The organism is Pontibacter coccineus, assembly GCF_030546575.1.
Lineage (GTDB): Bacteria > Bacteroidota > Bacteroidia > Cytophagales > Hymenobacteraceae > Pontibacter > Pontibacter coccineus.
On sequence record NZ_JAUOTN010000004.1, the window covers coordinates 515,112 to 537,631 of the forward strand.

A 22,520-nucleotide genomic window follows, 5' to 3' on the forward strand; every position below is an offset into this window, starting at 1 on the left:
TTCTTTAGCAAAGCATATGAAAAAGTTTTTCTATAAATCGAGTGTACTGGCCCTGATGGCTGGTATGTTCTTGACAAGCTGCGATCCGGAGATTGACACACCGTCATCAAGTGCTGGAGAAGTTAATTTTGCAAAATACATCGCTATTGGTAATTCCCTTACAGCCGGGCAGGGTGACGGTGGCGTGTACCGCGAAGGACAGCTTAACTCTTACCCTGCTATTATGGCAGAGCAGTTCAAAACTGTGGGTGGTGGCGAGTTCACGCAACCACTCTTCACAGAAGAGCAGCGCAACGGTACTGGGTATTTACGTTTGGCAGGCTTCACCGCTCAGGGATCTCCTATTACGGCTAATGTTACCGAGGCTCTGGCTATAAGAAGTGTAAGCCCACGCTTGTATACTAAGTATCTGGAGCCCATTAACAACCTGGCTGTTCCTGATATTAAAGTAGCGGACGTGAAGACTGCAGGCTACGGATCTACGCAGGGCAACCCGCACTTTGAGCGTATTACACCTGATAACAATTCCTCTCAGACTTACTTGCAGCGTATTCAGCAAAGCACAGACCACACATTCTTCAGCATGTGGATAGGCAACAACGACGTGCTGTCTTATGCAACTTCAGGCGCTGCGTTCTCTGGTGGCGCGTTGAACTCTAATTCAAGAACGATCACGCCTACTGCAACATTTGACGCTAACTATTCAGAATTGCTAACCGCTTTGACAGCTGGCGGGCAGAAGGGTGTTGTTGCTACGATTCCGGACGTAACAGCCATTCCGTTCTTTACAACAGTTGGCCCTTCTGTACAGCAACTGCTGGCCGCTAACAACATACCGGGTTTGGTAGCGCTTACAGGTTCTGGCAGTTCAAGAATTCAAATTGCCCCTGCTCAGATTAATGCTGCACAGAACGGAGTATACTTCCTGCTGACCTCTTCTGCTTACGCCTCTTTGGTAGGACAGCGTACAGGCAAGTACTGGAGAGATTTGGCCAGACAGGTAAGTGCAAGTCAAGATCCGCTTGCCGTAAGAGGTACTTTAGCTGGTTTATTGCTCGCTTACCAGGTTGACACCACGGCCATGTTCGGCCTTTCTGCCGGTAATCCGATACCAAGTGCTCTCATACTGGATGCAGCAGAACAGCAAAACGTAAGAACAGCTACAGAGGCATTCAACAACATTATCAAAGCACAAGCTGATGCTAGAGGACTGGCCTTATTCGATGCGAATGCCTACTTTAATAATGTCAAAACAGGCTTTGGTAAGAACGGTGTCGCTTATTCTCCTGCTTTCATCACAGGTAATTTGTTCTCGCTGGATGGGGTACACCCTACGCCGCGTGGCTATGCCTTCGTAGCGAGCGAAATGATCAGAGCCATTAACAGTAAGTATAACGCAAATGTGCCGACTGTTGACGAAACACAATACCGTACCGTGCTTTTCCCTACACAGCAGTAAGGTATAGCACTTCAAACACAGAAAAGGCGCCCTCCATTGCGGAAGGCGCCTTTCTCTTTTTATCAGGTATAGCAACAGGTATAAGCGGCAGGTATAGCCAGCTATACCTTAGTGCGCTTCCAGCCAGTTCTTGCCTACGCCTAAGCCCACTTCCATCGGCACGCTCAGCGGCAGGGCGTTTGTCATCAGCTCCACGATCTTGGGCGTCACGATGTCCACTTCTTCCTTCGGAGCGTCGAAGAGGAGTTCGTCATGCACCTGCAGAATCATGCGGGTCTTCAGGTTTTCGTGGCGCAGGTATTCGTGTATGTTGATCATCGCGATCTTGATGATGTCGGCAGCGGTGCCCTGGATTGGGGCATTTACGGCGTTGCGCTCGGCAAAGCCGCGCACGGTGGCGTTGCGCGAGTTGATGTCGCGGAGGTAGCGGCGGCGGCCCAGCAGGGTTTCCACATACTCATGCTCGCGTGCTTTCTCAACGGCACTGTCCATGTACTCCTTCACAGCTGGGAATTCCTGAAAGTAAGCGTCGATGATATCAGCGGCCTCACGGCGCGGTATACGCAAGCGTTCGGAAAGGCCGAAAGCCGAAATACCGTAAATGATGCCGAAGTTGATCGTCTTGGCTTTGCGGCGCATCTCGCTGTCCACTTGGTCGAGTGGCACGTGAAACACCTTGCTGGCTGTAGAGGAGTGAATGTCAAGCCCGTTGCGGAAAGCCTCTTTCATGGTCGGGTCACCGCTGAAATCGGCCATAATGCGCAGTTCGATCTGGGAGTAGTCCGCCGAAATGATCAGGTGCTTGTTGTCGCGCGGCACAAAGGCCTTGCGGATCTCACGTCCCCGTTCCGTGCGGATCGGGATGTTCTGCAGGTTCGGGTTGGTTGAACTCAGGCGTCCCGTAGCCGTCACGGCCTGGTTAAAAGAGGTATGCACGCGATTGTCGAGCGCACACACCAGCTGCGGCAGCGCATCCACGTACGTCGACTTTAGCTTGGAAAGCTCCCGATGGTCCAGGATCAGGCGCACGATCTCGTGCTCCCCTGACAGCTTGGAAAGAATCTCCTCCCCGGTGGCATACTGGCCGGTTTTGGTTTTTTTGATCTTGGCTTTGCCGTGCAGCCCCATTCGGTCGAAGAGCACTTCGCCGAGCTGCTTCGGCGAACCGATGTTGAACTCCGTGTCAGCCAGCTCAAAGATGCGGGTTTCTATGCCTTTGATCTCCTGCTCGAGCAGCAACGAAATATCGGCCAGCGCATTGGCGTCGATCGATATACCTTCTTTCTCTATACCTGCCAGCACCTGCACCAAGGGATTCTCCACCTCGTTGAAGAGCTTCATCAAGCCCTGCTCCTGCAGCAGCGGCTCAAAGTAGTGCTTCAGACGCAGCGTCACGTCAGCGTCCTCGCAGGCATAGTCTTTCACCTCTTCCGGCTTCAGGTCGGCCATCGTGATCTGGTTCTTGCCTTTCGGGCCGATCAGGTCGGTGATAGGGATAGGGCTGTAGTTAAGGTAGGTTTCGGCCAGCACGTCCATGTTGTGGCGCATTTCGGGCTCCAACAGGTAGTGGGCCAGCATGGTGTCGAACAAGGGGCCGCTCACCTCTACACCGTAGTTTTTCAGCACCAGGATATCGTACTTGATGTTCTGGCCGATCTTGGCGATGCTGGGGTTCTCAAGCACATCTTTAAACTCAGCAGTGATGCGCACGGCTTCCGCTTCGTTATCAGGTGGCACGGGCACATAATAGGCCTCACCCGGGAGGTAGCTGAACGACATGCCCACCAGTTTGGCCGTAATCGGGTCGATGCTGCTGGTCTCGGTATCGAAGGAAATCTCCTGCTGCTTCTGCAGGTAGCGAATCAGGCTTTGGCGCAGCGCCGGTGTATCGATCAGGTGATAGTCTTGTACTGTATTGTTGAAACGCGCAAACGGCACATGCTCGGTAGCTATACCTGCTTCTTCGGAATCCACGGCAGTGGCGGTAGCTGCGGCTGTATCAAAGAGCGAGGTCTGTTGCTGGTTGCTGGGTTTGCCGCGCCTTACAGCGGTTTTAGCAGCTGGCGCCTCCGCCATCGAAATGCCCAGCACACGCTGCATCAGCTGTCGGAACTCCAGTTCGGCAAACAGCTCGGCCAATTGCTCCTCGTTGGGCCCGTCGTAGTGCAGGGCCTCCGCGCTGAACGGCACCGGCACGTCGCAGTGGATGGTGGCCAATTCTTTGGACATGATGCCCTGGTCGGCAAAATTCACAATGTTCTCTTTCTGCTTGCCTTTCAGCTGGTCAGCGTTTGCGATCAGATTTTCGACAGAGTCGAAGCGCTGAATCAAGGCCTTGGCGGTTTTCTCGCCGATGCCCGGTATACCGGGTATGTTGTCCACGGCGTCGCCCTGCAGGCCGAGTATGTCGATCACCTGCTCCACGCGCTCAATCTCAAACTTCTCCAGCACCCGTGCCACGTCCCACACTTCCACGGCATTGCCCAGGAAAGCGGGCTTATACAGGAAAACGTGCTCGGTCACCAGCTGACAGTAGTCCTTGTCGGGCGTCATCATGTACACGTCAAAATTATCCTTCTCGGCGCGGCAGGCCAATGTGCCGATGATGTCATCGGCTTCGTAGCCGTCCATGATGAGTACCGGTATGTTAAAAGCCTCTACAATCTTTTTGCAGTAAGGTATAGCCAGCGAAATATCTTCGGGCATGGCCTGTCGGTTGGCCTTGTAGGCAGCGAAATTGTCGTGGCGAAACGTTTTGGCCGCTGAGTCGAAAGCGACGCCGATGTGCGTAGGGCGCTCTTTCTGAAGCACCTCCACCAAGGTATTGGTAAAGCCGAGCACAGCGCCGGTGTTCATGCCTTTGGAGTTGATGCGCGGGTTTTTGCTGAAGGCAAAATGCGCCCGGTAGATCAGGGCCATGGCATCAAGCAGGAATAATTTTTTACGTGGTTCGCTCATAGTATAAAGGTATAGGCTGCCGGCTTCCTTTGCAAATTTCCAGAAGTGTGCAGCGGGTAAGTTTGTGCCATTCCGACTTTATACGCCACATGGAACTACCTTGTCGGGATTTTATTTTCACCCTAAAAATAAAATATATAGATTCTACAATAAATGGAATAGTCTTTGTATCTTCCTAATCCAAGACTGAAAATAAACAAAACTTAAATTACAAGAGCAGGATGATGCACCTCATGACATGGAAAAGAGCGGTACTAAGCGTATGTTTCGTACTGACCGCTACCTTTGGCTACAGCCAAGATCTGATCGTTAAGAAGAGCGGTGAAGAGTTAATCGGGAAGATTGTGAAAGTGGGGGAAGACACCATCCATTACCGCATGCTTAGCGAAGAGAAAGGCCCTATGCGGTTTGTGCTCCGGGGCGATGTGGCCTCCATGCAGTTTGCCACCCAGCCCGCGCAGCGCCAGCTCAGCCAATTGCCGCAAGGCAACGACGAGTACGCGACTACTTCCGCTATACCTGCAGGAGCAACAGCCTCGCGTACCTATACCCAGGAAGAACTGATGTACCAGGGCCGATATGATGCGCTGCTGTATTACAAAGGGCAGGGGCCACTTTGGGGTACTGCCGGAGCTACCTTCCTGCTTCCCCCTGCTGGTCTGGTGGCAGGCATCATAACGGCCGCCATACCGCCTAATGTTGACGACCTGTTACACCCGAACTATCAGCTGATGAAAGAGCCCGTTTACCGTAGTTCATTTAAAAAGCAGGCTCACAAACGCAAAGTGGGCAAGGCTGCGGCAGGCTTCGGAATAGGCTTTGGTTCCCTCATTGCCCTGGCGCTTATGCTAGGCGCATAAGCACGGCCTATACCTCATTACCCAGTTTGTACTCCCCAAACTGTGGAATTTTCGCCCCACTACAAAGCGAATTCCACAGTTTGGGGAGTTTTGCTTTTTTGTGCAATGTGTTGTCTTTCAGCAATTTAATTACAATATATAGTTTTGGCACAGTTTTGACTACTAGGCTTTGTGAAATATTAAATTTGAGCGACAGAATAAAACTATGAAAAAAATAACCTACCTGGCAGCCGCCATCGCATTCTTTGGCTTTGCCTCACTTGATGCTAACGCACAGACTGACAAGAACAAAAAGAAGTCGAAGAAGAAGGAGAAAGTAGAGCAAACCACTGAAGTAGAAACCGAAGCGCAGGCTGAAACTGGAAATCAGGTAAACTACGAGCAGCAGGCGCAGACTGAAACACAAGTTACAACCCAAACGCAGACACAAACCGCCACCCAGACTCCAGCACAGGATGACAACGCCAAGCGCGAAGCCATCACGAAGGAAGAGCTTCCGGAGCCTGTAAAGCAGGCGCTGACTGCCGAAGCATTTAACAGCTGGCAGATTGTGGAAGTGTTCCGCGTAACACCTAACGCCAATGCCGCCGGCGCCAATGCCCAGGGCATGGAAAACCGTGCCGAGCAGGCCAACCAAAATGCGCAGAATGTTAACGCACAGGCTAATGCGCAAGGCCAGGGTGCCAAAACAATGTATGAGATCTTCTTCACCAACGAGCAGCAGCAGAGCGCTAAAGTTCGCATCGATGAAAAAGGCAACATTATCCAAGACCAAAAATAAGCCACATAGATTGCATACTAGCGACCCTAGTATCATGGAACGAGCCTCCGCCCAGCGGGGGCTTTTCTGTTTTATACCCCTCCCGCTGCATTTATACCCAACCTTAAGCGCCGCTTTTCGGTAAACAGTCGGAATGCCCGGCCGAGCACGTTATTTTAGGGCAACATTTTCCCCCTGCCCCGCGGTTGTGTATATTGCTTATGATTATGCCCAAAATACTCTTAATCGACGACGATCCTACCTTTTGCCTGATGCTGAGCACGTTCCTGAAACGGCAGCAGTATGAGGTAAAAACCGCCTATACCGCCGGCGAGGGCCTCAGCCACATCAAAGCCGATACCTTCGACCTGATCCTGACCGACTTCAGGCTACCCGATAAAAACGGGCTGGAACTGCTTGAGCAAATCCGAGTGCTCGATACCCAGGTGCCCGTTATCCTGATGACGCACTACGCCGACATCCGCACAGCCGTGAGGGCCATTAAAATGGGTGCCTTTGAGTACCTGGCCAAGCCGATCAATCCGGACGAGACGCTGCTGACCATCCGAAAGGCGCTGACCCTCGGGCGAGAAGGCCATGTTGCGACGAAGCCGGCTATACCTGCGCAGGGTGGCTTCACTTTCGTGAAAGGTGCCAGCCCCCAATCCAACCAACTGGAGGAATACATCGCCCTGATCGCGCCCACCAACATGTCGGTGATCATAGAGGGCGAGAGCGGGACTGGCAAGGAGTACGTAGCCCGCAAGATACACCAGCGCAGCAAGCGCCACGACAAGCCCTTTGTGGCCATCGACTGTGGTGCTTTATCAAAAGAGCTGGCCGGCAGCGAACTGTTCGGGCACGTGAAAGGCTCGTTTACAGGGGCTATGGCCGATAAGGAAGGGCAGTTTGAGGCAGCTAACGGCGGCACACTCTTTCTGGATGAGATCGGCAACCTCTCTTACGAAATACAGGTGAAACTGCTGCGGGCCATACAGGAGCGCAAAGTGCGCAAGATCGGCAGCAACACCGACCTTGACGTGGATGTGCGCATTATCGTGGCCACCAACGAGGACCTGGTGCAGGCCGTGAGCCATGGCGAGTTCCGGGAAGACCTGTACCACCGCCTCAACGAGTTCAAGATCAACATCTCCCCGCTCCGTGACCGCACGGCAGACATCATACAGTTTGCCGATCACTTTTTGCAAGTGGCCAATCACGAACTGGAACGCAGCGTGTCAGGCTTTGATGCGGCTGTGATGATGGCGTTAGAGAAATATAGCTGGCCGGGAAATCTGCGAGAGTTGAAGAATGTGGTGAAGCGGGCGGTGCTGCTGGCCAAAGGCTCCGAAATTACGCTCGACGACCTGCCTCCCGAAATCGCCTACCACATACCTGAGCCGACCAGCATTGTGGCGCAGCCGGATGCTACGCAGGTAGCCATGCCTGTCACGGATCTGCGCACCGCAACCGAGCGTAGCGAAAAAGAGCTGATCATCGAAATGCTGGAGCGCGTGAAGTACAACAAGTCCAAAGCGGCCCGCCTCCTCAACATCGACCGCAAAACGCTCTACAACAAAATGCGGCAGTATAACATTGAGGCCTAAGCGGCTGTATTCTCAACCCGAGCATTTAAGGAAGGCTGACGCGGGTGTATTTACCTGAATCTGGTAGGGGGCGGGCTCATCCCCAATGCCGTCAACCTAAGCCATGGTTAACTCACGCTGTCATCTCGACGATTGGAGAGATCTGGATTATTTCAAAATTTTCGCACCATTCAGATTTCTCCCAAAACGAGGGTCCCCTACCCCCGGGTCGAAATGACAAAAAAGCCTTTAGTTGACTGCATTGCTCCTACGCCCAACTGTTGCGGGTCTCCCAACCCGCGTATATAGAGAAACGGGGATTGAGAAATCCCCAAGGCCCACCTTTCGGATTGATAAATCCGAAAGAGCAACTGCTTCAGTTGACGGTATTGCCCCTAACCCCACTTCTGCTTGTCCCTTGACCAGCGGGATACTTGAACTTCTTGAAGAATGATCTGTAAGCTCTTTCGGACATCCCTGTCCGGAAGTATTTCTGCAGGGGACATCCTTGTCCCCGTATACCTGCAAAACCTACACATAAGGATTAGAAAATCCCCAACCGTGGGGGGAGGATCCCTCGATAAGACTTTGGGGTTGATAAATCCCGAAAAGCTTTTTCAATCCGAAAGGGTCATTAATTAAAGGGAAATCATCGAAGCCTAAGCTGCAGCTTCCTCAGTCTTTTTACGTTTGCTAAGCTCAGCCCCAAGTGCTGTGAGCACAAGCCTAGCTTCGTGTTGCAGTTGTGTTGCTGTGGCAGGCAGGTTGTCGGTTGGCAGTTCTGGCTGGTGGAGCACTTGCTCGAGCGCATCAAGGGCGGGCAGCACGGTATGGGCCTGCAGGTGGCGGAAAGCGGTTTTCATCTTGTGGGCTAGTTCACCCGCTTGCTGCCAGTTAGCCGCTGCCGCTGCGTTTTCCAGCTGTGCCAAGGAGTGCAGATTATCTGACACCAGCACCTCCACGATTTCCCACAGCGCCTCTTCATCATCTCCCACGAAAGTGCGCAGTTCGTCCAGGGTATATACGGCAGGTATGGCCTCGTTTGCCTGTTGTGCTGCTGGTGCAGTTATACCTGATTTGCTCTTAGTATCCGCTATACCTGTAGGTATGGGCATACTTGGTGCTGCCGCTATACCTGATGTTTCTACTACCTCCTCACTCTCAATAGTAGACTCAAGTGCAGGCGCCGGCTCAGGTATAGCTTGAGCTGCTAAAGCTTTGCTAAGCTTCAGGTATAGGTCCTGTTCTGTGAAAGGCTTGAGCAAGTGGTCTGATATACCTGTTTTGGCGAAAAAGCGCCTATTACTGCTCATGATGTTGGCCGTGAGCGCCATGATCGGTATAGTGGCATTCTCTTTCCGGATGGCCCTGGCAACGGCTTTTCCGCTCATGCCCGGCAACTGGATGTCGGTGAGTACGATGTCAAATTTCTTTTCTTTGATCAGCTGCAGCGCCTCCTGTCCGTCGTTGGCCAGCGTCACCTGCATGCCTTTGCGGCCCAGTATCAGCTGGCACAGGGTACGGCTGTAAGCATCATCGTCAATCACCAGCACCGCTTTGCCGGCCAGTACATCGGTGACAGAAAGTTGCGGCTGAGGTATAGCTTCCAATTCGGGTGCCGCTACCCGTAACATTGGCAGCACAATGCTGAAAGTGGTGCCTTCGTTCGGTACGCTGCGCAGGGTGAGCGAGCCTTCCTGCATCTCCACCAGCTTCTTGCTAATGGACAACCCCAGGCCGGTGCCGCCATACTTCCGGATGATAGAGTCATCGGCCTGATTGAATTCACCGAACACGTGTGCGGTCTGTTCCATCGGTATACCTATACCTGTGTCGGATACCTCGATCAGCACCACGGCGCGGTTACGGCGCTGCGACTTGAGCTTGCACGCTACGCGCACCTCCCCGTCGTGGGTGAATTTGATGGCGTTATCTACCAGGTTGAAAAGCACTTGCCGAAGTCGCAGCGAGTCGCCTGAAAGGTAACCGTTCAGCTGATCGTCCAGCGTGCAGCTGAAGCCAATGCCTTTGGTGCTGGCCTTGAGTCGGAAAGTCCGTTCCACCTCCGCCAGGAGCTGCTTCATCTCGAAAGGCGCCATGTGCAGGTGCAGCTTGCCCGCCTCGATCTTGGAGAGGTCCAACACGTCGTTTACAATATGCAGCAGGTGCTGCCCTGCCCCGTGTATGGCTTGCAGATGCTCGTGTTGCTGCTCCTGTAACTGGGTATGGCCCAGCTGTTCAGAGAAACCCAGTACCACGTTGAGTGGCGTGCGAATCTCGTGGCTGATGTTCGCTACAAAAGCCTCTTTGGCGCGAGCCAGTTGGATGGCCTCTTTGCGGGAGCGCATCAGTTCAACTTTATACTTGCTGCTGCGGGTGAGGTCGCGTAGGATAATCAAAATAAAGGCGATGCCAATTGCCAAGCCGAACACACCGACCAGCAAAAGCACAAGCGATGTTTCTTTGGCTACTTTCTGTGCCCGCGTCGCATTTTGGTGAGCTTGTTGCAGCTCATAGCGCTCCAGGTCATACACCATGCGGCGCACCTGATCCATGATCTGTTTATCTTGTTGCAGGAGAGCCAGTTCTTTCGCAACCATGGCCTGTTGCTGCTGCTGTAGCTCGCGCTCCACGTCTTTGAGCACGATGCGCACTTTGGCAATGGAGGCCATGTTGGTTGGCGCAGCCTTACTGGTATCAGCACTATACTCTTGCTTTACATTGAGTTGAGGTACGACAACAGGCAGCGGCGGCTCCTGCTGCTTAGGCTCGGTGCGTTTGCCAAAGAGCTTATTTAGAATGCCTTTCTTTTGTTCGTTTTGTGAGGGGGAGGCAGTGATCGTATCTGTATTGTAGGTCAGCCTATCCGATATGGTTGTTTTGGTGCGCTGGTTGATGGTGGTGGTCGCGGGTTGTTTGGAAGCCGCCGAGGCGATCTGCTTCAAGGCTTTGTCGGTATAGGCGTTGTTGCCCCGCTGCTCTTTTTTCTTGTTCACGTGCTCCTCCAGGCTTTTCCGCTGAGCCAGCAGCAAGGCAGACACCGAGTCAATCTGAGACAGTTCAGCGGGATTGTCCTGCATCAGGGTACAGAGCGAGTCAAGTTGGCTGTTGATGTTGCCCAGGTTGTCGAGGTATTCCCGGAAGTGCTTGTCCTCGGTGGTGAGGGTATAGGCGCGGATAGCGCTCTCTGCCGTGGCGATGTCGGCAAGGGTGTGCTGCAGCTTGGCCAGCTTGGCATTTGGTTCCGCCAGCACATTGACGGAGCTAAGTAACTGCGTGAAGCTGTTGTAGGTAAGGTATATGGCAAAAACCACCACCGAAAGCGCCAGCGTGAAGCCGATGACTACTTTCGATTTAATGTTTTCGTTGTTTATCTTCATACGCGCAGATGCCCCTCCATTTGCAAAGGTACGGATTTTTGGGGAGCTATACTTTCTGTAACGACAAGAAAGCCAGAATCATATGTTCATGGCAACACGTTCTACCAGCTACTGCTGGCACCGCCGCCGCCGAAGGAACCGCCGCCAAATCCGCCGAAGCCTCCGCCCCCTCCAAACATGCCGCCTCCGGTACGGAAAGTGCCAAACGCGCCCGGACCCAGAATCGGTCCTCCGAGCGTACGTACGCCACGGCCTCCTCTGCCTCCGCCGCCCTTAAAGCGCGACATGATGAAAACCAGCACAATCACAATCAGGATGATCGCCATCAGTGACGGGCCTTCGCCTTCTCCCTGGCTAGCCTGTGGGTCGGCCTGGTACTCGCCACTGGCCAGGCTGATGATCAGGTTGGTCGCTTCGTTCAGGCCTTTGTAGAATTCCCCCTGCTGAAAGTTCGGTTTGAGCGTGCGCTCGGTAATGCGTTTGGCAATGGCGTCCGGAATGATGTGCTCCATGCCGTAACCTGTCTGGATGGCTACCCGGCGCGGTTCCAGCGACACCAGAATAATAATGCCGTTGTCGTTCTTGCTACCGCCCACGCCCCAGAGCTCGCCTAGTTCGGCAGCGTACTGGTTTGCGTCGTAGTCGCCAATGGATTTAATGGTGACAATCGCGATCTGGGTAGAGGTCGTGTCGTTGTAGCCGACCAACTTCTGCTCAAGTGCCTGTCTCTCTCCCTGGCTCAGGATGCCGGCCAGGTCGTTTACCAGGCGCGGTGGGTTAGGCCGTGGCGGAAAATCACTGCTTTGCGCAAAAGCCAGGGTGCTGCACAAAACAAGGTATAGGAACAGAACAGATCGTTTCATGGTGTGTTATTTTCCGAACGAGATATCGTCGCTCAGTTCGTTAAGGTCGCCTTTGTCGTCGTAAGGGAAGTGCGATTTGAGTTGCTCACCCGCCATAATCACGCCTTTGGCAAGACCCGCAGCATACTCCTGTTTTTTGAAGTGAGAGATCACCTCTTTTGTAATGTCTTCCCAGAAGTGGTCAGGTACGATAGCGTTGATGCCAGCATCACCCAGCACGGCAAACTGATGGTCTTTAACGGCCACATAAAACAGGACGCCGTTGCGCTGCTTGGTCAGGTGCATGTGTAGCTGGGCAAAGACCTCGGTGGCCCGGTCGAGCACGTCGCCTTTGCAGTTGTTCTCGATGTGCACGCGTATCTCACCGGAGGTGTTGCGCTCCGCCTGCTGTATGGCCTCCATGATCACCTTTTCGTCCGCGTCGGTTATGGTATCTTTAGGCATGTTGTTGATGGCTAAATGGTTGCATGGTTAAATTGTTAAATCGTTGGTACGCCAACCATTTAACAATTTAACCATGTAGCAAAGTAAAGTTTAGAACTGCACGGTAGGAGCGCGCTCGGCACCTGGGTCAGCCTGGAAGTGGCCTTTGCGTTCGAAGCCGAAAACGCCTGCCATCAGGTTGTTTGGGAAGGATCGGACTGTCGTGTTATAGTCCTGCACGGCCTCGTTGAACTTGCGCCTTTCCACCGATATTCGGTTTTCAGTGCCCTCCAGCTGCGCCTGCAGCTCCAGGAAGTTTTGGTTCGCTTTGAGTTCCGGGTAGCGCTCCACCGACACAAGCAAGCGACTCAGGGCGCCTCCCAGTTCGTTTTGAGCGGCCTGGAAGCGCTGCAGGTTTTCCGGAGTCAGATCATCAGCACTAAGTTGAACACTAGTCGCTTTAGCACGGGCGTTTATCACACTCTCAAGGGTTTCGCGCTCAAAGTTAGCGGCGCCCTTCACGGTGTTCACCAGGTTTGGTATAAGGTCAGCGCGGCGCTGGTAGGCGTTCTGCACGTTTGCCCAGGCCGTTTCCACGGTTTCGTCTTTCTGCACCATCGTATTGTAACCACAAGACGATAGTGAGTTGATCATGAGGAAGCCGATCAGGTAGAGGAAGATTTTTTTCATGTTTATTGAGGGGTATAGTTTGTATACGATATAAGTACAAAGCTAAGCGATATGATTACGGAAAACATAGGATGACGTTGTAAAATTGGTTTTGGGGTTGTAGCTGCTGTAGGTATAGCGAATGCTTTGTTGCTTCGCCTGTGCGGCGGGCGTGTGGTATTATGGCGCGGGCGCGAGCGTCCACGCGTGTGACGGCTATGGTGGAGCCTCTGGCCTAAGTATAGGTATAAGGTTTACCATACCGCAAGTTTAGCGAAGCGCAACTTGTGGTGGCACATGCGGCCAGCTTGCAACTGGCGTAGTGTCAGCCTATCTATACCTTAAGCTGATTTGTTTTATAGCTTCGCCTGTGCGGCGGGCACTCACTTTTTGTCTTGACACAAAAAGTAAGCAAAAAAGTCAAGACGCTTTTAAACTCGCTGACCGCTCAAACACAAAATCGTCATTGTTGCACCGTGCACAGCTATTTGTTTCATAGTTTCCGGGGCAAGTTAGTCTTGCTACAGCGCCTATATCAGTTGTATTGCAGTTCTAGGTTCCCCGCCTGGGGCAGAGGCCCCTCTTAATGGATAAGGAGGGGCTAGGGGTGGTTGGACCCGGTATTGTTTAGAAAGTTGCAACGAAGCCTATACCTGTAAGTTGGTAGCGGCAGAAATTCCCATCTCGGGAGGGGCGGGGGTGGGTATAATCCGTGGGAACATAAGTAGCAGAAGCTACAACACTATACCTGTGAAGCGGACTCAGCAGAAAAGTCCCCCTTTGAAGGGGGAAAAGGGATGTCATTTGCGCACATGAAACTACAGCTACGAAGCTTATGCCTAGGTATAGGTGACCAGCGCAATTTCCCTCTTGAGAGGGGCAGGGGTGTGCCAATCGTGCACAATAATCCTGTTAATCATTTAATCCCGTAAATCCTGATTCAGACAAGCTATACCTGCCACCAGACATAGGCAGGCCTGGAAGCCTCCTTCACCTACACTCCTCTCTTTTCTTCCCTTTTATCCTCTAAATCCTGATGAAAAATTACTATATTGCTGCAAAAGTGTAGTATATGAAAGTCGTGATCCCTGTTGCTGGTGTTGGTTCTAAACTCCGTCCGCACACGCATACCCAGCCCAAATCGCTGGTGCCGGTGGCTGACAATACGATACTGGGCCACATTGTGGAGCGGCTCATACAAGCTGGCGTGCAGGATTATGTGTTCATCATCGGCTACCTCGGCGACAAGGTCGAAAATTATGTGCGGCAGCAATATCCTCAGATAAGGGCGGAGTTCGTGGTGCAGGAGCCTCGCGAAGGATTGGGCCATGCCCTCTGGATTGCCCGTGAGACTTACCGCCACGAAGACAGTGTGCTCATTATGCTGGGCGATAACATTGTAGAGGCAGACCTGCCCGCTATCATCGCTTCCCCTAAATCAGTGCTGGGCGTGAAAAAGGTGGCCAAGCCCTCCCTGTTCGGCGTGACCGAAGTTGGGAACGATGAGTACATCGTGAAGCTGGTGGAGAAGCCGAAGATTCCGAAGTCTAACTTTGCCCTGGTAGGCCTCTATAAAATCATGCAGCCGGAAAAACTGGTGCGATCGCTGGAGCACATCATCACCGAAAATGTACGTACGCACAACGAGTACCACCTCACTGACGCCCTCATGCACATGATCCGGCAGGGTGAGAAAATGGTAACCTGGAACGTGGACAACTGGTTTGACTGTGGCCGCAAAGAAACCCTGCTCGAAGCCAATGCCAGGCTCCTGAGTCACGCACGCTTTCGGGAGATGGACTACGCGGACGCGTATCCCGGGAATATCATCATTCCGCCTGTGAGCATCGGTGCCAACTGTAACATTACGCATTCCATCATCGGGCCCAATGTGGCGATCGGCGACAATACCACCATTTCGCGCTCTTCGCTGAGCAACTCTATTATCGGGGCTTACTCCGAGCTGCAAAACGCTGTGATGCACGACTCCATCATTGGTTCGGACGCCAGTTTCAAAGGTCTCAGCCATAGCCTGAATATTGGAGACAGCACCGAGATTAATTTTGCGCAGTAAGCCGGCTGAGCCAACGTTTCCCTCAAATTACGTATCTTTATACTTTGTTAAAGCTATCAGTTTTAAACACGATCGTATAGTCATATGAAAAAAACAACTGTTCTTTTACTGGCAGGCGGCCTGACCGCCGTCTCGGCCTGCAAATCCACCCAAACCGAGAATACCGCCACTGGCATGAATACCGAAACCACAACCGAAGCCACCGCAACGGCTGAAACCCAACTAACTTACCCTGAAACCAAAAAAGTAGACCACTCCGACGATTACTTCGGCACGAAGGTGGCCGACCCTTACCGCTGGCTCGAAACCCACAACGAGGAAGTGGACCAGTGGGTAGAGGCACAGAACAAAGTGACCTTCAATTACCTGGATGGCATCGAGTTCCGCGACCAGATCAAAGATCGCCTGACCAAGATCTGGAACTATGAGCGCTATGGTGCGCCGTTCGAGGAAGGCGGCAAGTACTACTTCTATAAAAACGACGGTCTGCAGAACCAGAGCGTGCTCTATGTGCAAAACTCCCTGGAGAGTGAGCCGAAAGTGTTCCTCGACCCGAACAAATTCTCCTCTGACGGTACGGTGGCCCTCACCGCGCTGGCCTTCGACAAAGACGCCAAGTATGTGGCCTACGGTACCTCAAGCGGCGGTTCCGACTGGAACACCTACGAAGTGATGGAAGTAGCCACTGGCAAGAAGCTCGACGACAAAGTGGAGTGGGTGAAGTTCTCCGGCCCGAGTTGGTACAAAGACGGCTTCTTCTACAGCCGCTACGATGCCCCGACCGAAGGCAACAAACTGGCCAATAAGAACGAGTACCACAAGGTATACTACCACAAGATCGGTACGCCGCAGAGCCAGGACAAACTGGTTTACGAAGACAAGACCAAGCCACTCCGTAACTACTACGGCCAAACCACCGACGATGAGCGCTTCCTGATCCTGAACGTGTCGGAAGGTGCCAGCGGTGCCAACGCCCTGTACTATCGTGACCTGAAAGATCCAAAGTCTACCATCAAGCCGATCATCGATAATTTCGAGTCGGAGTACAACGTGGTGGACAATATTGGTGATAAGCTGCTGGTGCGCACCAACAAGAATGCCCCACGCTACCGCCTCGTGCTCATCGATCCGAAAAAACCACAGGAGCAGAACTGGAAAGTAGTAGTGCCGCAGAATGAGAATGTGATGAATACTGTTTCCTTTGTGGGTGGCCGTATCATTGCCTCTTACATGAAAGATGCCGCCAGCGAAGTGGTGGTATACGATACCAACGGCAAGCAGCTGAATAAGGTAGAACTGCCGTCGATTGGTACAGTTGGCGGCTTTGGCGGTGAGAAAGACGACAAAGAGACCTTCTTTACCTTCACGTCCTTCACCTATCCTCCGACCATCTACCGTTATGATGTGCCGAACAACAAAGTAACGCTGTTCCGCAAAACCGAAGTAGACGTGGACACCGAAGCCTACGAAACCAAGCAGGTGTTCTATACCTCCAAGGACGGTACCAAAGTGCCGATGTTCATCGTGCACAAGAAAGGCCTGGAACTGAACGGCAACAACCCGACTTACCTGTACGCTTATGGCGGCTTCAACATCTCACTTACGCCAAGCTTTAGCATTGCCAACATGCTGTGGCTGGAGAACGGTGGCGTATACGCGATGCCGAACCTGCGTGGTGGCGGCGAGTACGGCGAAGACTGGCACAAAGCCGGTATGACACCTAACAAGCAGAACGTGTTCGACGACTTCATCGCGGCAGCCGAATACCTGATCGACAACAAGTATACTTCGAGTGAGAAACTGGCCGTGGGCGGTGGCTCGAACGGTGGTTTGCTGGTAGGTGCCTTCATGACGCAGCGCCCGGAACTGGCAAAGGTTGCCCTTCCTGCCGTGGGCGTAATGGACATGCTCCGTTTCCATAAGTTCACTATCGGTTGGGCCTGGGTGCCGGAGTACGGCTCTTCTGAAGATGAAGCGCAGTTCAAAAACCTATACGGTTTCTCACCACTGCATAACATCAAAGAAGGCGTGAAATACCCAGCCACACTGGTGAAAACCGCCGACCACGACGACCGCGTGGTGCCGGCGCACTCCTTTAAGTTCATTTCTGAGCTGCAGGACAAAGGCGCTCCAGGCAACCCATACCTGATCCGCATCGATGTGCGTGCAGGCCATGGTGCCGGCAAGCCGACTTCACTCGTTATTCAGGAGTGGGCCGATACCTGGGCGTTCATGTACAAGAACATGGGTGTGAACCCGTATGCCAAGCAGCAGCCATAACAGGTATAGCTGAGATTTGAGATAAACAAAAGCCAGTGCTGCAGCGATGCGGTGCTGGCTTTTTGTTTCGGTGCCGGTCAGGAAGTCTGTTTCATTTTTATAGCAATATTGTTATGTTCAGATAATCAACCAACCTTAGATGATAACTGAATGGATACAGAATTTTACAACGAGCAGCCTCAAGGGTTAAGCATTAATTTAGAGTTAAGAGATTTCTTGCAGAACACGGCGAGGTGGGGCAGGTTCTTAGCCATTGTTGGTTTTGTAGGAGTTGGCCTAATGGTCCTGTTTGGGATTATGGCTTTATTCATGGACACTAGCCTTGGCGGTGGAGCGATCAGTGGGGCCTTCCTGAGTCTGTTTTATCTACTGTTTGGGGCGCTTTATTTGTTGCCGGTTTTATACCTGTACAGGTTCTCTAGCAGTATGCAGGCCGGCCTCGCAACAGGCGATGAGGAGAAAATAGCAGCATCATTCAAGAATTTAAAGTCCCTGTTTAAATTTATGGGTGTCTTCACCATCATCTTCCTTGGTTTCTATGCACTAGTGTTGTTTGCCATGTTCTTTGGTGTAGCTATTGGGTCCTCAATTTAAATCAACCTTTATTCTAAAATTAGGAAAGCACATCCTTGTGATGTGCTTTTTTTATACCTATACCTAAAAGCCCCAAACCCGATTCTTGCGTACCTTGCAACACGATCTATCCCATACGCTATGATATCAACGACAGGACAGAGCGCGTTTACCATCCGCTCCACCGAGTCAGACTTGAACGGACAAGCGACCTTGCCAGCATTGGTCGGCTACATGCAGGAGGCCGCCTGGGATAACACGGCTACCATGGGCATCTCGATGTACGAGTTGCTGGAGCGTGGCCTGACCTGGGTGCTGCAGCGCATGCGCGTGGAGATGTTCCGCTACCCGAAGCACCGCGAAGGTATAAGTGTCGAGACCTGGGCCTCGGGCCGTGAACGGGTGTTCCTGCACCGCGACTTCAGGGTATACGGCGCCGACCGCGAGCTCCTGGGGCAGGCAACGAGCGTATGGCTGGTAATGGATGTGGTGAAGCGCCAACTGGTGTCGGTGCCCAATTTTATTACAGCCATAGAAGTAGTGCCGGGACAGGAGCCATTGCCTTTTGCCAAAGGTAAGCTACCGCAACTGGAGCAGGTGGAGTATGAGCAGCTAGTGCCCGTGCGCTGGCACGACATTGATCTGAACCGCCACGTCACCAACACCCGCTACCTGCAATGGGTGCTCGAAACGCTGCCAGCCGATTTACTCGAAAAGCAGCAGTTACAGGAAATAGACATTATCTTTAAGGCCGAAAGCACCCTGGGCGATTCCGTAGCAGCCACTGCGGGGCCAGCCGACGAGGCCAACACGTTCCTCCACAAACTCAGCAGCACCGAATCGGGCAAAGAGCTGGTACAGGCGAAGACCAGGTTTTCTAAGTTAGAAAGTTGAGAAGTTTGTAAGGTAGGAAGTTGGAATGTGGTGGCGTTGCAGTGTAACGTCGTGGTTGGATGGGAAACGACTTTGTGGTCAGGAACAAAAACCGAATCACCTGTAGGGGCAGGTCGCGACCTGTCCAATCGCGCACGAAAAATTTCGCCTAGGGGCAGGAAGGAATGCTGCCAACTTCAGGAGTAGTCAATCTAAACTGTCATCTCGAAAGAATTGAGAGATCTGGATTGATTCAGAACCTTGACTACATTTCAGATTTCTCCCAAAAGTCGAAATGATAGAATAATCTTTAAACTGGCGTCATTGGGGCAGGAGTGGCTAGACTAGCAGAAGCAGAACAGTATCTACAAGGCCTATACCTGTATTATTCAGAATTACCGGAATTCCCCTCTCGGGAGATGCAGGAGTGAAATTATCGTGCACACAACAACAATTTAACCATTTAACAATTTAGCCCTCATCAACTAATATGATCAACATCAGAAGAGGAACCATAGACGACCTGCCGCAGGTACACGGCTTGATAAAAGAACTGGCTGTTTACGAGAAAGCACCGGATGAAGTGACCAACACCGTTCAGGACATGCATTGGGATGGCTTCGGGGAAAACCCGATTTTTAAGTTCTTCGTGGCCGAGACCGAAGAGGGAATTGTAGGGATAGCCTTGTACTACATCGGTTATTCCACGTGGAAAGGTAAGATGCTTTTCCTGGAGGACCTGATCGTGACCGAACGCCTGCGCCGCAGCGGCATCGGCAAACTGCTGTTCAACGCCGTCGCCCACGAAGCAAAAGAAATTGGCGCCAAGCGTATGAGGTGGCAGGTGCTGGACTGGAACGAGCCCGCCATTACTTTCTATAAAAAAATAGGGGCCGACCTAAGCAGCGAGTGGCTCAACTGCACCTTCAACGAAGACCAGATCAAGGCCTACCGTCCCAACTAAAAGGTGATGGTTTATGCCCTGCCGGAGTGTTGACCGCGGAAGCTATACCTTACACCAATTCTCTGGCCATACATAGCATTAAAAAAAAACAGGCCTACGCTATACTTGAGCGTGGGCCTGTTTTTTTTCATCCTTAGCATTTGCTTGCTACTCTCGTTCCACATCCCGGCCAACGATTTCCAGCAGAGAGCGGAAAGCGACGTATTTCTCCGGGTAACGCTCCTGTACCTTGGCCTGCAGGGCGGGCGCATGGTCGCGCTGGTATTCTTCCAGGTCCTCCAGGTTGCGGCAGGTATACTGCACGGCATAAGTGGTGCCGCCATTGTCCTCTTCGTGCAGCAGGCGGGCTATCTGGTTATTCAGGAAATAGCCTGTGGCCATCACCTCCGGTATGTGCGTGTTCTTCATCCAGTCCAGCCACTCTTCGGCCACACTGTTGTCGATATTGATGGTTACGTTGTATATGATCATACTCAAAATTACGATTTTTCTGTTAGTTTAGAGTTCCAATAGGTATACGATGATGCAGGGCATAGCCAAAAAGTTAAATTTAAAATCAGGGTGGCAGGTGCTCGTGCACAATGCGCAGGCAGGTATAGCCGAGGCCTTAACGACCCAGGGTATAGAAGTGCATACCACGCCCGCTGCAGGTATAGCATACGATGCTGTGCAGATCTTTGCGACCGATAGCCGTGAACTGAACTATTATGTGCCGCTGGCCGAACCCGCCCTCAAGCGCAAGGGGCTGTTGTGGGTGGCTTACCCCAAAAAATCGTCAGGTATAAAATCGGACCTGAACCGTGATAGTGGTTGGGAGGCAGTAACAGGTCTGGGTTATGCGCCGGTAAGGCAGGTGGCGGTAGATGAAACGTGGTCTTCGCTGCGATTCAAACACGAATCCGAAAGAAGCGAGCTGTCTAAGTTTGGGGTCGATGCGCCAGGTATAGACCGAAAGAATAGGACTGTTGAAATACCGCAGGACCTGCGCGAAGCACTGGAATCGGCTGGGTTGCTGGAGACATTTGAGAAACTGGCCTTCACGCACCGCAAAGAGCATGTGCTGGCCATACAGGAAGCCAAACGACCTGAAACCCGGGCCAACCGTATCGGCAAAACCATTCAGATGCTGATGGGGCAACAGCTGCTCGGCCGCTAAGGCAGGTATAACGTAAATTTTGAGGGTATTTAATTCGATTTGATGCAGTTTGCCGACTAGTGCTGGCAGTTGGGTATAAACCAGCTAACCTCGAACAGGTATGGCGCTAGTCAACAATAGATAAAGATCGCGTTCCATACCTGACACCATAAAAAAGACCGCAGCGGGTTATACCTGCTGCGGTCTTTTTTATGATTTCTAAGAGAGTGCTTAGTTGGTCACGATCACATTGAAGCTCACGTCCACGTCGGTTTCGCCGGCAGTTGTGTTAGTGCCTGTTTTGAGGCCGCCCGGCTGGTGCTTCAATACCACTTTCAGCTTGCCATTGCCTATACCTGCCCCGGTCGTCACAGTCGATTCCAACCCGACAGGGCGGTTGTTCTGGTCCATGTCGGTAATGTTCACACTCACCGTTGCATTGCTGCCTGCATCCGGCGTAAAGGTATACACGAGCAGGTGCTCGTCACGCTCGTTGCGTATCTCTGCCGTCATGTCGGCTACCGGGTTCTTGCTTTCGTCGGTCATGGTCACTACAGCCGTGTATTCAGTGCCGGGCCGTAGCGTGAGCGGTGCGTTCTGTACCGGCGTGCCGGTCAGGGTGCTAATGGTAGCCTCCGTGTCCTGGCCTTTGCCGGTAGGCGTAAGCGAGATGGTGACAGCCGTAATCACCTCCTGTTCATCCTCCGGACCTGGCTCGTCGTCATCTTTGCAGGCGGAGAAGGTAAGTATGCTGCCCATCAGCAGAAAAGTGAGGTATGGTCTGAATAGTCTGTTCATGCTTTTTAGTTTCGTGAGGATACTTCCTGTCAATCAGGACCTAAATATAGTGTTTTCTTCAGAAGATTGGGTGCTGCACGGAATCTGGCATTTGTGCGCTGCCGACTAAGCGGATTTACGCCAAATAGGAAGATGTAGTTATAAAGGCCGCAGTGGCGCAGAAGCCGCTCTTTTCACAACTTAATCCTTTGTACCATGGATTGAATGAAAAAGGGGCACCGACTGGTACCCCTTTTCTATGGTATGCAGCTATCTGAAAGCTACTGAACTTTGGTGTCAAACGAGATGTCCACGTCCGTCTCGCCGGTGTTCTCGTTGCTGGTGCTGCTCTTGGTGCCTGGCTGGTGCTTGAGTATGATGCGTACCTTGCCTGCTCCGGCAGCAGTGGTTGTGGCAGCAGTTTCCAACCCAATCGGGAGGCCACCCGCATCTTTATCGGTTTTGCTGAAGGCAACCAGACCTTGCGGCGTTACCTGGTAGAAAATCTCATGCGCTGTTCCTTCTGCACGGATGTCCGCTGTCAGGTCATGCGTGTCATGGTGGTCGCCGTGTGCTTCCTCGGAGGCAAAGGTGATGGAGCCATTATACGTGGTATTGGCGCTGAGCACCAATTGCTCTATAACCGGAGCTTTTCCGCCCGGGCCATCCAGGTCTTCCCAGGTAGCTGTAACGGCCTGGCCACCATTGGCAGGTGTAAGCGTGAGGGTCACGGTCGTCACTACATCGTGCTCGTGGTCTGGTTCCGGCTCAGCCTCATCTTTACAGGCTGAAAAAGTAAGTAAGCTGCCCGTTAGCAGAAAAGCGAGGTATGGTCTGAATGATTTCTTCATGATAAATAAACTGTTTTTGGTTTAATTAAATGATT

At 52.4% G+C, this 22,520-nt stretch carries 18 protein-coding genes; 10 read left to right on the plus strand and 8 right to left on the minus strand.

The genetic code is table 11. The features are described 5' to 3' along the window. The first annotated feature begins 16 nt into the window (after positions 1 to 16). Positions 17 to 1,459 carry an SGNH/GDSL hydrolase family protein gene (locus Q4E40_RS12205; RefSeq protein WP_303412492.1) on the plus strand — a complete coding sequence of 481 codons (1,443 nt, stop codon included), beginning with the start codon at positions 17 to 19 and terminating at the stop codon, positions 1,457 to 1,459. A gap of 108 nt (positions 1,460 to 1,567) precedes the next feature. Here the strand turns inward: Q4E40_RS12205 and polA are convergent, their stop codons facing one another. Next, positions 1,568 to 4,417, minus strand: a complete 2,850-nt coding sequence (polA, locus tag Q4E40_RS12210) for a DNA polymerase I (protein ID WP_303412494.1) — start codon at positions 4,415 to 4,417, stop codon at positions 1,568 to 1,570. Positions 4,418 to 4,650: 233 nt separating this feature from the next. Here polA and Q4E40_RS12215 point away from each other — a divergent pair, with 233 nt between their 5' ends. The 3 genes from Q4E40_RS12215 (at position 4,651) to Q4E40_RS12225 (ending at position 7,644) form a co-directional block, all read left to right on the plus strand. Beyond that, positions 4,651 to 5,277, plus strand: coding sequence for a hypothetical protein (locus tag Q4E40_RS12215; protein ID WP_303412495.1), 627 nt, complete (start codon positions 4,651 to 4,653; stop codon positions 5,275 to 5,277). Positions 5,278 to 5,482: 205 nt separating this feature from the next. Next, on the plus strand, positions 5,483 to 6,058 hold the full coding sequence (locus Q4E40_RS12220; RefSeq protein WP_303412496.1) for a hypothetical protein: 576 nt from the start codon (positions 5,483 to 5,485) through the stop codon (positions 6,056 to 6,058). A gap of 206 nt (positions 6,059 to 6,264) precedes the next feature. After that, positions 6,265 to 7,644 (plus strand): sigma-54-dependent transcriptional regulator, encoded by a 1,380-nt coding sequence (locus Q4E40_RS12225; protein ID WP_303412497.1) that lies wholly within the window; start codon positions 6,265 to 6,267, stop codon positions 7,642 to 7,644. A gap of 638 nt (positions 7,645 to 8,282) precedes the next feature. Here the strand turns inward: Q4E40_RS12225 and Q4E40_RS12230 are convergent. The 4 genes from Q4E40_RS12230 to Q4E40_RS12245 all read right to left on the minus strand — a co-directional run bounded on the left by Q4E40_RS12230 (position 8,283) and on the right by Q4E40_RS12245 (position 12,979). Further along, positions 8,283 to 11,003, minus strand: a complete 2,721-nt coding sequence (locus Q4E40_RS12230) for an ATP-binding protein (RefSeq protein WP_303412498.1) — start codon at positions 11,001 to 11,003, stop codon at positions 8,283 to 8,285. Positions 11,004 to 11,104: 101 nt separating this feature from the next. Continuing rightward, entirely contained in the window at positions 11,105 to 11,866 is a 762-nt protein-coding gene (locus Q4E40_RS12235) for a TPM domain-containing protein (protein WP_303412499.1), read from the minus strand. 6 nt (positions 11,867 to 11,872) lie between these two features. Then, entirely contained in the window at positions 11,873 to 12,310 is a 438-nt protein-coding gene (locus Q4E40_RS12240; protein ID WP_303412501.1) for a TPM domain-containing protein, read from the minus strand. Between the two features lie 90 nt (positions 12,311 to 12,400). Further along, complete coding sequence (locus Q4E40_RS12245) at positions 12,401 to 12,979, minus strand: LemA family protein (protein WP_303412503.1); 579 nt, start codon at positions 12,977 to 12,979, stop codon at positions 12,401 to 12,403. Positions 12,980 to 14,030: 1,051 nt separating this feature from the next. Between Q4E40_RS12245 and Q4E40_RS12250 the strand changes: the two genes are divergently transcribed. The 5 genes from Q4E40_RS12250 to Q4E40_RS12270 all read left to right on the plus strand — a co-directional run bounded on the left by Q4E40_RS12250 (position 14,031) and on the right by Q4E40_RS12270 (position 19,722). Next, positions 14,031 to 15,032, plus strand: a complete 1,002-nt coding sequence (locus Q4E40_RS12250; protein WP_303412504.1) for a sugar phosphate nucleotidyltransferase — start codon at positions 14,031 to 14,033, stop codon at positions 15,030 to 15,032. Positions 15,033 to 15,116: 84 nt separating this feature from the next. After that, complete coding sequence (locus Q4E40_RS12255; RefSeq protein ID WP_303412505.1) at positions 15,117 to 17,312, plus strand: prolyl oligopeptidase family serine peptidase; 2,196 nt, start codon at positions 15,117 to 15,119, stop codon at positions 17,310 to 17,312. A gap of 150 nt (positions 17,313 to 17,462) precedes the next feature. Then, positions 17,463 to 17,906, plus strand: a complete 444-nt coding sequence (locus Q4E40_RS12260) for a DUF5362 family protein (RefSeq protein ID WP_303412506.1) — start codon at positions 17,463 to 17,465, stop codon at positions 17,904 to 17,906. A gap of 120 nt (positions 17,907 to 18,026) precedes the next feature. After that, positions 18,027 to 18,779 carry an acyl-[acyl-carrier-protein] thioesterase gene (locus tag Q4E40_RS12265; RefSeq protein ID WP_303412508.1) on the plus strand — a complete coding sequence of 251 codons (753 nt, stop codon included), beginning with the start codon at positions 18,027 to 18,029 and terminating at the stop codon, positions 18,777 to 18,779. 469 nt (positions 18,780 to 19,248) lie between these two features. After that, entirely contained in the window at positions 19,249 to 19,722 is a 474-nt protein-coding gene (locus tag Q4E40_RS12270) for a GNAT family N-acetyltransferase (protein ID WP_303412510.1), read from the plus strand. A gap of 147 nt (positions 19,723 to 19,869) precedes the next feature. Here the strand turns inward: Q4E40_RS12270 and Q4E40_RS12275 are convergent, their stop codons facing one another. Next, entirely contained in the window at positions 19,870 to 20,193 is a 324-nt protein-coding gene (locus tag Q4E40_RS12275) for a DUF4286 family protein (RefSeq protein ID WP_303412512.1), read from the minus strand. A gap of 49 nt (positions 20,194 to 20,242) precedes the next feature. Here Q4E40_RS12275 and Q4E40_RS12280 point away from each other — a divergent pair, with 49 nt between their 5' ends. Beyond that, positions 20,243 to 20,878 (plus strand): YdeI/OmpD-associated family protein, encoded by a 636-nt coding sequence (locus Q4E40_RS12280; RefSeq protein ID WP_303412513.1) that lies wholly within the window; start codon positions 20,243 to 20,245, stop codon positions 20,876 to 20,878. A gap of 210 nt (positions 20,879 to 21,088) precedes the next feature. Here the strand turns inward: Q4E40_RS12280 and Q4E40_RS12285 are convergent, their stop codons facing one another. Next, complete coding sequence (locus tag Q4E40_RS12285; protein ID WP_303412514.1) at positions 21,089 to 21,655, minus strand: hypothetical protein; 567 nt, start codon at positions 21,653 to 21,655, stop codon at positions 21,089 to 21,091. A 260-nt stretch (positions 21,656 to 21,915) separates the two neighbouring features. Then, a complete protein-coding gene (locus Q4E40_RS12290; RefSeq protein WP_303412515.1) occupies positions 21,916 to 22,485 on the minus strand; it encodes a hypothetical protein in 570 nt (189 codons plus the stop codon). Positions 22,486 to 22,520 lie beyond the last annotated feature (35 nt).

Excerpts from the sequence above, each read along its gene's own strand:
- Q4E40_RS12235 (WP_303412499.1), bottom strand. The coding sequence starts at position 11,866 with ATGAAACGATCTGTTCTGTTCCTATACCTTGTTTTGTGCAGCACCCTG.
- Q4E40_RS12290 (WP_303412515.1), bottom strand. The coding sequence starts at position 22,485 with ATGAAGAAATCATTCAGACCATACCTCGCTTTTCTGCTAACGGGCAGC.
- Q4E40_RS12215 (WP_303412495.1), top strand. The coding sequence starts at position 4,651 with ATGACATGGAAAAGAGCGGTACTAAGCGTATGTTTCGTACTGACCGCT.
- Q4E40_RS12245 (WP_303412503.1), bottom strand. The coding sequence starts at position 12,979 with ATGAAAAAAATCTTCCTCTACCTGATCGGCTTCCTCATGATCAACTCA.
- Q4E40_RS12250 (WP_303412504.1), top strand. The coding sequence starts at position 14,031 with ATGAAAGTCGTGATCCCTGTTGCTGGTGTTGGTTCTAAACTCCGTCCG.
- Q4E40_RS12225 (WP_303412497.1), top strand. The coding sequence starts at position 6,265 with ATGCCCAAAATACTCTTAATCGACGACGATCCTACCTTTTGCCTGATG.
- polA (WP_303412494.1), bottom strand. The coding sequence starts at position 4,417 with ATGAGCGAACCACGTAAAAAATTATTCCTGCTTGATGCCATGGCCCTG.
- Q4E40_RS12255 (WP_303412505.1), top strand. The coding sequence starts at position 15,117 with ATGAAAAAAACAACTGTTCTTTTACTGGCAGGCGGCCTGACCGCCGTC.
- Q4E40_RS12260 (WP_303412506.1), top strand. The coding sequence starts at position 17,463 with ATGGATACAGAATTTTACAACGAGCAGCCTCAAGGGTTAAGCATTAAT.
- Q4E40_RS12220 (WP_303412496.1), top strand. The coding sequence starts at position 5,483 with ATGAAAAAAATAACCTACCTGGCAGCCGCCATCGCATTCTTTGGCTTT.
- Q4E40_RS12280 (WP_303412513.1), top strand. The coding sequence starts at position 20,243 with ATGATGCAGGGCATAGCCAAAAAGTTAAATTTAAAATCAGGGTGGCAG.
- Q4E40_RS12205 (WP_303412492.1), top strand. The coding sequence starts at position 17 with ATGAAAAAGTTTTTCTATAAATCGAGTGTACTGGCCCTGATGGCTGGT.
- Q4E40_RS12265 (WP_303412508.1), top strand. The coding sequence starts at position 18,027 with ATGATATCAACGACAGGACAGAGCGCGTTTACCATCCGCTCCACCGAG.
- Q4E40_RS12270 (WP_303412510.1), top strand. The coding sequence starts at position 19,249 with ATGATCAACATCAGAAGAGGAACCATAGACGACCTGCCGCAGGTACAC.
- Q4E40_RS12275 (WP_303412512.1), bottom strand. The coding sequence starts at position 20,193 with ATGATCATATACAACGTAACCATCAATATCGACAACAGTGTGGCCGAA.
- Q4E40_RS12230 (WP_303412498.1), bottom strand. The coding sequence starts at position 11,003 with ATGAAGATAAACAACGAAAACATTAAATCGAAAGTAGTCATCGGCTTC.
- Q4E40_RS12285 (WP_303412514.1), bottom strand. The coding sequence starts at position 21,655 with ATGAACAGACTATTCAGACCATACCTCACTTTTCTGCTGATGGGCAGC.
- Q4E40_RS12240 (WP_303412501.1), bottom strand. The coding sequence starts at position 12,310 with ATGCCTAAAGATACCATAACCGACGCGGACGAAAAGGTGATCATGGAG.